The sequence below is a fragment of the Streptomyces sp. BoleA5 genome, from assembly GCF_000373665.1.
Taxonomy (GTDB): Bacteria; Actinomycetota; Actinomycetes; order Streptomycetales; family Streptomycetaceae; genus Actinacidiphila.
The window spans coordinates 67,761-77,007 of record NZ_KB892118.1 but is presented as its reverse complement, the minus strand read 5'-3'; the positions used below and the strand labels follow the sequence as shown (position 1 = coordinate 77,007).

Below are 9,247 nucleotides of genomic sequence, written 5' to 3'. Positions count from 1 at the left end.
TGGACGACATGCTACAAGGGAATCAGGTGAAGCGCATTGGCAGTCACTGCCCGAACCCTTGGAGGTGTTTCACGATGTTGATGCGCACCGACCCGTTCCGTGAGCTGGACCGTCTGACCCAGCANNTGCTGGGNACGTCCGGCACCTGGTCGAGGCCNCAGGCGATGCCCATGGACGCCTACCGCGAGGGCGACCATTACGTGATCGCCCTCGACCTCCCCGGTGTGATCCCGGACGCGATCGACATCGACGTCGAGCGCAACATGCTGACGGTCAAGGCCGAGCGCCGCCCGGTGGCCAAGGCCGACGACGTGCAGATGGAGCTGTCCGAACGGCCCCTCGGTGTCTTCTCCCGGCAGCTGATGCTCGCGGACACCCTGGACACCGAGCACATCGAGGCGGACTACGACGCAGGTGTCCTGACCCTGCGCATCCCGATCGCCGAGCGGGCCAAGCCCCGCAAGATCGCGATCACGTCCACCGGCGACCGCAGGCAGATCAGCGGCTGAGCCCTGAGCCGGGCGACCCACCCGGGATGCCCTGTGGCGGAGGACGGATGGCCGATGCCCTCCCTCCGCGGTTCCGTCCTCCGCATCACTCAAGGGGGAGATCATGGCATTGCGACGTGAAGCGTTCCTGGCGCGGGTCCAGGAACGCGGCGAATACCCGACGCGGCAGGAGGCGGACCGGGCAGCCCGCGTGGTGCTCGGACTGCTCGGCGCGCATGTAGTCGGCGCGGAACGTTCCGAGCTCGCTGCCCTTCTGCCGGAGACCTACGCACTCATCCTGCTCAACCCGCTTCAGGCCGTCGAACCGCTGGACGCGGAGCGGTTCGTGCGGGCGACCGCCGCCTGGATCGAAGGCGCGACCGAACAGACCGCGAGGTGGGATGTCGGCGCTGTCCTCAGCGTGGCTGCCGACGAGGCCGGACCGGACCTGTTGCGACGGCTCCTGCTGCAATTGCCGCCTGGCTACGACCTGTTGTTCGGCTACCTCGAGCCGGCCTGACCTTCGCGGTCTAAGGGGCTGGGCATGCTCTCCCGCCCCGCGGCACACCATAGAGAGAAGGGCACTCCGATGTCTCCGCAGGGCACAGTGGACGACTCCCACTCCACGGCGATGGCGTTCGACGCGATGGTCGAGCATGTCCGCTACGAAGGTGCCTACGAAACACGGGACCAGGCCGAGCAGGCCATCCGTGAGGTACTGGGCGGCTTGGGACGGCAGTTGGTCGGCGACGAACGTGTCGCACTCGCTGCCCGGCTTCCCGTGGAGGCCGCTCTCGAGTTCACCGCCCAGGTCCCCCGGCCGGAACCGCTCACCGGTTTCGACTTCGTCAGCGACCTGGCCGGCCGCACCGGCGGCACACCGGCCACCGCACGCTGGGACGCCGGGACGGTCTTCGCGGTACTCGCGCGCTTGGCCGGGGAGGACTTGGTCAGCAGGGCCCTCGCACAGCTGCCGAGCGGGTACGCCTTGCTCTTCGGCCGCGCCGAACTTGCGTCGGCGGGATAGCGATTGCCGGGCCTGGGTATCTGGTTGCCTCTTCGGCGACCACGCTGCACAGATGTCGAATGAGACGTGTTGTGCGGCAGACGTCGCGTCGGTGGCCCCCACCGCCTTGTGCCCTCTGAGGGCCCCGGTCGGCTACCGGCGATCGTGCACCCTGGGCCGGAGGTGGCACACGCGCGCGTCCCGGTTGCCGGTCGCGTCGCATTCGCGGACGTGGTTTGCATCGCCGCATGTCAGCCCCGCGCTCGGTGGACGACCCAGCCGAGCGCCCTGCGCCGCGTGGCGGCGGAGCCGATGCGGCGGAGGTAGACCCATGGCCGACACGGCACCTGACACCGGAAATGGGCAGGACTCAGGACTTGACCAGATGGCCGGTGCGTTCGAGGGCGTTGTGGCGCCCAGGTGGAGCGTCTAGCCGACAAGCCCGGCGACAAAGTGGGCGACATCACCAGCGGACCCGCCGTGGGGACGCCTTATGTGCCGTCGTCTTCTTGGCTGCGGTCTTCGTGACCTTGCTCTGTGTCGATCATTGGCAGGCGCTTGATCTGATGCTGTTCCATCAACTGCAATGCCTCCCCGGCCGCCGACGCTTGCACCGCCGCTACGAGCTCAAGGTCGAACACTTCCTGGTCACCGTCAACCGCCGTGTCCGCGAGCCGGCGCCGCACAGGTGACGAGCGGGCCGACCCGTGCCGGGGCTAAACAGATCCCGCGCTCAGGCCGAGCAGCCGGCTTAGCGTCGCGTACTTCTTGCTGAGCCGACGCCGGGTTGGTTCGTCGAGCAGGGCGAGCCGGTCCGGGTCGGCGTTGTGCGCGAGGTCGGCTTCCTTGATGAGGCGAGCGCCCGGCACGGCGAGGATCCGCTGCGTGTATGCCTCGTCGCTTTCCCCAGGTCGCTTGGTCATGGCGTCGACCAAGTCCTTCACATGCTGGGGAAGCTCCGCGGAGTCGAGCCATTCCCGTGAGAGCTTCTCATCCTCGATCGTGTCGTGCAGCCACGCGGCGGCAATCTGCTCGTCGGAGCCGCCCTGCTCCCTGACTCCGTCGGCCACGGCCTGCACGTGCTCCACGTAGGGCCGCCCCGATTTGTCCAGCTGATGGGCGTGGGCTTCGCGCGCGATCCCCTCGATCTGCTCGAGCGTAAGGTCCGGCATGTGTACAACCCTACGAGCGCCCGGCCAGGGACGCCCGGGGGAGACCCTCGGCCCGGGCAGGCCTCGTAAGAAACCCGACAGCCCCAATGGACACTTACGGCAGCGTCCTGTCCGCGAGTACCTGCGACGCCGAAGCGATCGACCGGCTCAAGCAGCACCGAACCGTGCCCACCAGGAATGACGAGCGCGGATCCCTCTTCCCCGGCACAGCCACCGCAGCAGCACTCGCCATCCGGCTCCGAACGGGATCGGCCGGACAAGTGCTGGTCAGCGCGTTCCGCGTCGGCTGCGGCCAGTCAGGGCGATGACGGAGACCAGGAACCAGAAGGCACCGAAGGCCGAGTATCCGGCGACAGTGGACAGGCCGCTCGTCGCCGAGGCGGAACCGGCGGCGATGGCGGCGCCGGCGAGTACGGACTGTCCGCCGCTGATGACCATGGGCCACTGGGCGCCGACCGTGCGCCTGCGCCGTATCGCCACGACGAGCTGGATGGCCCCGGAAAGGAGGGCCCAGACGCCGAACACGAGAAGGGCCGTCCCGACGGTGGAGAGCACGGCGATGATCATTCCGGCGGTGGTGGCGAGGCCGAGCCCCATGTTGACGGTGCTGACGCGGTTCGCGGAGCCGGCGCCGGCCAGGCGACGCTCGAGGAGCGTGGCGATGGCGTCCCACAAGGGGTAGACGACGAGCAGCACGGCCGCGCTCACCGTGGGCCTGTCCGTCGACACGAGCGAGGCGGAGGTCGTGAAGACGAGTGCCACCCAGATCAGGGAGAAGAGCACCCGGATCAGGTGAAGGGATCGGAGCCCGGAAGGCGTCGCCGTGGAAGGGGCCGAAGGGGCCGAGGTTACGGTGGTCTGAGTCATCAGGTGTCCCGTGGTGATCGTGACGGTGTGAGGCGGTCGCCTCGATGACGAGTCTCAGGGCCCTCGGGACAGGCCGCGTACTTCGAACGAAGTAGTTCTGCCATTCGCTTCGACGGCATGCGTCCGGCCGTCCCGACCGACCGCGGCGGATCCGCGGTCTACATCGTTTGAAGTACACGCATCCCGCACAAGTGAACGACAATCGGCTCATGGTCAAGGCGCGGAACAGTCAGGACGGGCTCGCGGCACCGCTGTGGGTCCGCCGCCCCGAGGTGCCGCACCGGGTCGCCTACGCGCTGGCCGCCCTGGTGTTCACCGGACAGATAGTGGCCGTGGTCCTGAGAGGCGCGGACTGGCCGACGGCCCTGTCCGTGCTCCTCGCCGGCGCCGGTGTCACCCTCTCGTGGCGGTGGCCGTGGGCGGGACTGGTCGTGACGAGCGCGGCGTCCTTCGCCGTCACGGCGGTGGGCCACGACCCCCTCTCGGTGTGGATGATGGCGGTGCTCGTCCTGTTCTCGGTCACCCTCAGGGGAAAGCAGCCGCTGGCCGCGACCGGCATCGTGGCGGCGTTCTTCCTGGGGGCGTTCATGACGGTCGGAGGATTCCGCGGCGGCGCGGTCGTGGGAGCCGCCGCCGTCTTCTCGGCTGTCGCAGGAGGTGCGACCGGGGCGGCGCTCCGCGTCCATCGGGACCACTGGTGGACTCTCGAGGAACGGGCGGAGAGCGCCATCGCCACCCGCGAGATCGAAGCCACCCGACGGGTGACCGAAGAACGGCTCCGCATCGCCCGAGACCTGCACGACGTCATCGGCCACCAGGTCGCGATGCTCAGCCTGCACCTCGGCGCGGCGGAGATCGGGCTGCCCGAGGACGCCGAGTCCTCCCGGCAGGCCCTCGTCTCGGCCCGGTCCAGCGCCCGCACCGTCGTCGTCGAAACCCAGCGCATCCTCGCGCTCCTCCGCCTCGGGGACGGCGTCCCCGGCGACGAGGCGCTCCGGCCGACCCCGGCGCTCAGCGGCCTGGAAGGACTGATCGCCTCCTTCGAGAGCATCGGCCTCGACGTCCGGCCCTCCATCGAGATCCCCTCCGGTTTCGTGGAGCCCAGTGTCGGCGTCACGGTCTACCGGGTCGTTCAGGAGGCACTCACGAATGCCTACCGGCACGGAGAGGGGACGGCCACGGTGGATGTCCGGGAGCACGACGGCAGGATCCGCGTCACCGTGGAGAACCGCGTCGGTCGCTCACCCCGTGGCGCCGACTCGGGCAGCGGACTAGGACTCGTCGGGATGCGCGAACGCGTCGAGTCCTCCAGCGGGAGGCTGACGATCGACAGTCACGACGGGCGATTCCGGGTCCGCGCGGAGTTCAGCCCCGTGGGAGCCGTCGTCCGATGACGCGCATCCTGATCGTCGACGACCAGGACGACATACGGGCCGGGATCCGGGTGATGCTCCGGCTCGACCCGGATCTCGTCGTCGTGGGTGATCTCTCCGATGGACTCCAGGTCGTCCCCTTCCTCCGGGAGCACCCCGTCGACCTGGTCCTGATGGACATCCGGATGCCCGGCATCGACGGTGTCGAGGCCACCCGCCGGATCCGCGCGGAGCATCCACCCGAGAAGACGCGGGTGATCGTGCTGACCACTTTCGACCAGGACGACATCGTTCTCGCCGCCCTGCGCGCGGGCGCCAACGGCTTCCTGAGCAAGACCGTGAGCCCCGCAGAACTCGTCGCCGGGATCACCGAGGTCGTCGCCGGTGGCGGTGCGCTGTCGGCCGCGGCGACGGCCGCGCTCATCGGTCACATGACGGACAGACCGCCCCCGGTGATCGACCGGGAACTGCTGCGACGCTTCGGCGCTCTGACCCCCAGGGAGCGGGACGTGGTCGTTCTCATCGCGAGCGGCCTCGGCAACGACGAGATCGCGGCCCAGATGTCGGTGTCGCCGTTCACCGTGAAGACGCATGCGGTGCGGGCCATGACGAAGGTCGGCGCACGTGATCGGGCGCAGCTCGTCTCGTTCACCTTCCGGGCCGGCCTCTACCCCTGAGCCGCGCGCGTCTTCCGTGGTGCACGCCGGTCCTCGCCTCCGGTGGTTCCTCACCGACCGGTCCCGGACGTGGAGGGCCACCCGTACGCGAATCCCCCTGAGGAGGGGTCCGCGTACGGGTGGCCGCGGGTTCGTTCCCCGGGCCGGAACCGCGGAGGGCGCGAGCCCTGGAGAGCGGTTCCGGCCCGGCGCCGTGCTACTTCGTCAGATAGGCGTCGACGATGGTCTCGTCGACGGTGTTGCCCTGCTTGTCCACGGCCTGGGCCTTGAAGGACACGCTGCCGCCGGCCTCGGGGTTGGCGACCTGGACCCGGCCGTCGCACACGCTGAGCTTCTGCCAGGTGGCTCCCTTGTCATAGGAGGCCCACACGCTCAGGGACTTGAGGTTTCCGCCCGCGGCGGTGCCGTGGACGGTCACGGGGACCCAGACCTTCGCCCGGGCCTTGCCCGTGCTGTCGAGGGACAGGGCGGGGGTGAAGCGCACGACGGACGTCGGGAGCTTCTTGATGCCGGGGGCGAACTCGGAGGAGAACGTCCAGCTCGCGGTCATGCTCGTGGAGACGTCGGCGACCGTGCCGCGCTTGACCGAGACGGTCAGCCGGTAGTCGGCCCGCTCGTTCTCCGCGATGTAGAAGACGTCCATCGGGTAGATGCTGGAGTTGACCAGCTCACCGTTGCGGTAGAGGGACGTCCGCGCGCTCTCGATCGGCGAGTTGTTGTCGCTGATGTTCCCCTCGCTGTCCGAGAAGAGCGGAAGCCGTCCGTCGATCGCCTCGTCGGCCCGGACGAATCCGACGAGTCCGGCGCCCTCCGGGAGATCCGGCCCGAAGACACCGACGTTGAAGACGTGCCCGTAGGAGCGTCCGGGCTTGAACGTCCTCGGAAGGGCGTCGTAGCCGGCCTCGTACGAGTCGTTCGCGTCGACCTGCATGAAGCCCAGCTGCCACGAGTCGTTCCCCGAGAACAGGTGCAGGGTGCCGGTGTAGGGCAGGGCGTGCACGGTGCCGAGACCGGCACCGCCCTCGGTGACCGGTGTGACGAACCCGAACTTGCCCTTCGCCGGCGCTCCCAGCTTCGCCTCGACCTTGGCGAACTCGCGGGCCTTGGCGTGGTGGGTGAAGCCGGTGAGGTACCTGTCACCCGTCGGCTGGTACACCAGGTGGTACTCGTCGTGCCCACCCACGCCGGTGGAGAAGGTGGTCATGAGCTGCTGCGTCAGCCGGTCGCCGTCGGCCGCGTTCGGGCCGAGGTGGGCGGTGCGGTACTGCGCGAGCGAGCTGGTGAAGACCCCGTAGCGGGTGCTGTAACCGTCGGGCAGATCGATGCCCGCGCTGAAGAAGCCGAGGGCCGGCCGTGCGGATCGGTCGGGGACGGTGATGTCCAGAGGCTTGGCGGTGCGCGCGTCCACCGTCACCACGGTGTCCTTGGTGACCTCGAGGTTGGGCTGGTTGAACCAGTCACCGCCCTGGTCGTACGAACCTTCCGGGTCGACCCGGACCATGCTGTTGAGGAAGTACCGGCCCTTGGGGAGGCGCACCGAGTGCGTGTCGCCGGACAGCACGGTGTTGGTGCCCCTGGCGAGCCCCGACAGGCCCTGCAGCTGGGCGTCCCAGGCGGGGGCCGGCGCGGGCCTGCCCTGGCGGTCGAGGGTCTTCACCGTGACGGTGTACATCTCCGACTCACGGTCCACGGCCAGCGCGGTGCCGACGGTCTGCCCGTCGCCGGTGGCCGTGATCCGTCCCGTGAAGGCACCGGTCGTGTCACCGCCGAGGCGGGTGTCGGCGGTGACCTTCACGGTCGCCTCGCCGTGCGCCGGGACGGTGACCTGCTGGTCCGCCGTGAACATCCCGTCGGGCGCGGCGCTTCCGTCCGGGCCGGTGGCCTCCACGGTCAGCTTCAGGGTGACCGGGGAGTCGCCCGAGTTGCGGTACGTGAGGTCCTTGGTGAGCGGCTGGTCGTCGGTGTGCGGCCACTGCGCGACACCGAACGAGAGCGAGGTGTCGCCGGCGACGACGGTCTGCTTGATCGCCTTGCGCAGGTCGACGCGGCCCGAGCCCTGCTCGAAGGGCGTGTACCCGCCGGGCGTCGTCGAGGAGACCAGCGCGTCCTTGATGTCGTCGCCGGTCCAGTCCGGGTGCTGCTGGACGAGGATGGCGGCGGCGCCGGCGACGTGCGGGGTGGCCATCGACGTGCCGTTGAGGGCCATGTACCCGTCCGCCACGGAAGGGGCGACGCTGGCCAGGTAGCTGTCGTGCGCGGCCGCGGCCCCGATGGCCACACCGGGCGCCGTCAGATCCGGCTTGATGCCGCCGTCACCGACGCGCGGGCCGGTGCTGGAGAACGAGGCCAGCCTGTCCTGCTTGTCCACGGCGCCGACGGTGAGGGCGGCGTCGGCGCTGCCCGGCGAACCGACCGTTCCGGCGCCCTGCTCGCCGTTGTTGCCGGCCGCGATGACGAAGAGGGCGCCGCTCTCGGCCGACAGCCTGTTGACGGCCGCCTCCGCCGGGTCGATCTCCGGGGAGTCGTAGGTGCCGAGGCTGAGGTTGACGACGTCCGCCTTCTCGGCGACGGCCCACTCCATGCCCGCGATGATCTGGGACATGCTGCCGCTGCCGCTGTCCCCGAGCACCTTGCCGTTGAGGAGGCGGGCGCCCGGCGCCACGCCCTTGTACGTGCCACCGGACTTGGCTCCGGTGCCGGCCGTGATCGACGCGACGTGCGTGCCGTGACCGAACCGGTCCACGGCGTCCGGCGAGTCTGAGAAGTTCCGCTCCGCGACGACCTGTCCGGCCAGATCCGGGTGGGTGGTGTCGACGCCCGTGTCGAGCACGGCGATACGCGTACCGGTGCCGTCGAAGCCGGCCGCCCATGCCTCGGGGCCGCCGATCTGGGGGACGCTCTTGTCCAGGCTCGCCTGCACGACGCTGTCCAGCCACACCGAGGCGATACCCGGAGCCACGCTGCGCTTCATGGCGTCGGCGGACCCGTCGGTGATCGCGGACCACAGTTCCGCGGTGCCGTTGGCGGGCGCGGCGACGGCGTCGGCGTTGACGCTGGGCAGCGTGCGCTCGACCTCGGCGCCCCCGGCGGAGCGCAGGGCCGTCCTGGCCGCCGGACGGGCCGCGTCGTACATCACTATGAACCGCAGGTCATGGCGGTCCGCGTAGGCCGGCGTGCTCAGCGTGGTGATGTCGAACAGACGCCGGTCCACCCGTCCGCTCCGGACGAGGTCCCGGGCGTCGTCGGGCAGGGCGTAGGTGTGGCCGTCGCGGGTCTCGACCCGGATGGGTATGTCCTCCCGGCCCTTGGCGGGACGCGCGGCGACGATCCCGCCCTTCGCGTCCACCGCGATCCGGTCACCGGTGATCAGTGGGATCCACCGGTGCGCGCCGGTCCCGGCCGCAGTCCCCTTGATCCCGGGGCCCGTTCCGAAGGCCGAAACCGAAGCGGACGCGGAGGCCGAGAGCCGTGCCGACGACGACGCAGTGCCGGTGGGGGCGGCGAGTGCCAGGGATGCCGACGGGGTAGCGGCGACCAGCAGCATGCTGATTCCCAGGACCGTGCCGATCGCAGGTCTCTTGGATGTGAAATTCACGATTTCCTCTCGCTCATTCACCCCGCGCCAACGCGTGGGTTGCACGGTGGAATTGGGGTGCGCCGCACA

At 69.8% G+C, this 9,247-nt stretch carries 9 protein-coding genes; 6 read left to right on the top strand and 3 right to left on the bottom strand.

Annotated features, from left to right (window positions below; translation table 11 throughout):
• Nucleotides 1-74 precede the first annotated feature (74 nt).
• The 4 genes from B085_RS0128315 to B085_RS49610 all read left to right on the top strand — a co-directional run bounded on the left by B085_RS0128315 (nucleotide 75) and on the right by B085_RS49610 (nucleotide 2,186).
• Nucleotides 75-509 (top strand): Hsp20/alpha crystallin family protein, encoded by a 435-nt coding sequence (locus B085_RS0128315; RefSeq protein ID WP_018561985.1) that lies wholly within the window; start codon nucleotides 75-77, stop codon nucleotides 507-509.
• Between the two features lie 103 nt (nucleotides 510-612).
• Complete coding sequence (locus tag B085_RS0128310) at nucleotides 613-1,008, top strand: DUF2267 domain-containing protein (RefSeq protein WP_026251531.1); 396 nt, start codon at nucleotides 613-615, stop codon at nucleotides 1,006-1,008.
• A 69-nt stretch (nucleotides 1,009-1,077) separates the two neighbouring features.
• The gene (locus B085_RS0128305; protein ID WP_037732613.1) at nucleotides 1,078-1,515 is read left to right on the top strand and encodes a DUF2267 domain-containing protein; all 438 of its coding nucleotides are present in this window, start codon (nucleotides 1,078-1,080) and stop codon (nucleotides 1,513-1,515) included.
• A gap of 488 nt (nucleotides 1,516-2,003) precedes the next feature.
• Nucleotides 2,004-2,186, top strand: a complete 183-nt coding sequence (locus B085_RS49610; RefSeq protein ID WP_158689842.1) for a hypothetical protein — start codon at nucleotides 2,004-2,006, stop codon at nucleotides 2,184-2,186.
• Nucleotides 2,187-2,210: 24 nt separating this feature from the next.
• On the opposite strand, the gene B085_RS0128295 is transcribed toward B085_RS49610, so the two are convergent.
• Together B085_RS0128295 and B085_RS0128290 are read right to left on the bottom strand one after the other, a co-directional pair.
• Nucleotides 2,211-2,666 (bottom strand): HD domain-containing protein, encoded by a 456-nt coding sequence (locus tag B085_RS0128295; RefSeq protein ID WP_018561981.1) that lies wholly within the window; start codon nucleotides 2,664-2,666, stop codon nucleotides 2,211-2,213.
• A gap of 267 nt (nucleotides 2,667-2,933) precedes the next feature.
• On the bottom strand, nucleotides 2,934-3,449 hold the full coding sequence (locus tag B085_RS0128290; RefSeq protein ID WP_018561980.1) for a DUF308 domain-containing protein: 516 nt from the start codon (nucleotides 3,447-3,449) through the stop codon (nucleotides 2,934-2,936).
• Between the two features lie 293 nt (nucleotides 3,450-3,742).
• Here B085_RS0128290 and B085_RS0128285 point away from each other — a divergent pair, with 293 nt between their 5' ends.
• Both B085_RS0128285 and B085_RS0128280 read left to right on the top strand, forming a co-directional pair.
• Nucleotides 3,743-4,927 (top strand): sensor histidine kinase, encoded by a 1,185-nt coding sequence (locus B085_RS0128285; protein WP_018561979.1) that lies wholly within the window; start codon nucleotides 3,743-3,745, stop codon nucleotides 4,925-4,927.
• A complete protein-coding gene (locus B085_RS0128280) occupies nucleotides 4,924-5,583 on the top strand; it encodes a response regulator transcription factor (protein ID WP_018561978.1) in 660 nt (219 codons plus the stop codon). The genes B085_RS0128285 and B085_RS0128280 overlap by 4 nt, the downstream gene beginning before the upstream one ends.
• Nucleotides 5,584-5,779: 196 nt before the next feature.
• Here the strand turns inward: B085_RS0128280 and B085_RS0128275 are convergent, their stop codons facing one another.
• Nucleotides 5,780-9,178: a S8 family peptidase gene (locus tag B085_RS0128275; RefSeq protein ID WP_234018675.1), complete on the bottom strand. Its 3,399-nt coding sequence runs from the start codon at nucleotides 9,176-9,178 to the stop codon at nucleotides 5,780-5,782.
• Nucleotides 9,179-9,247: the final 69 nt, after the last annotated feature.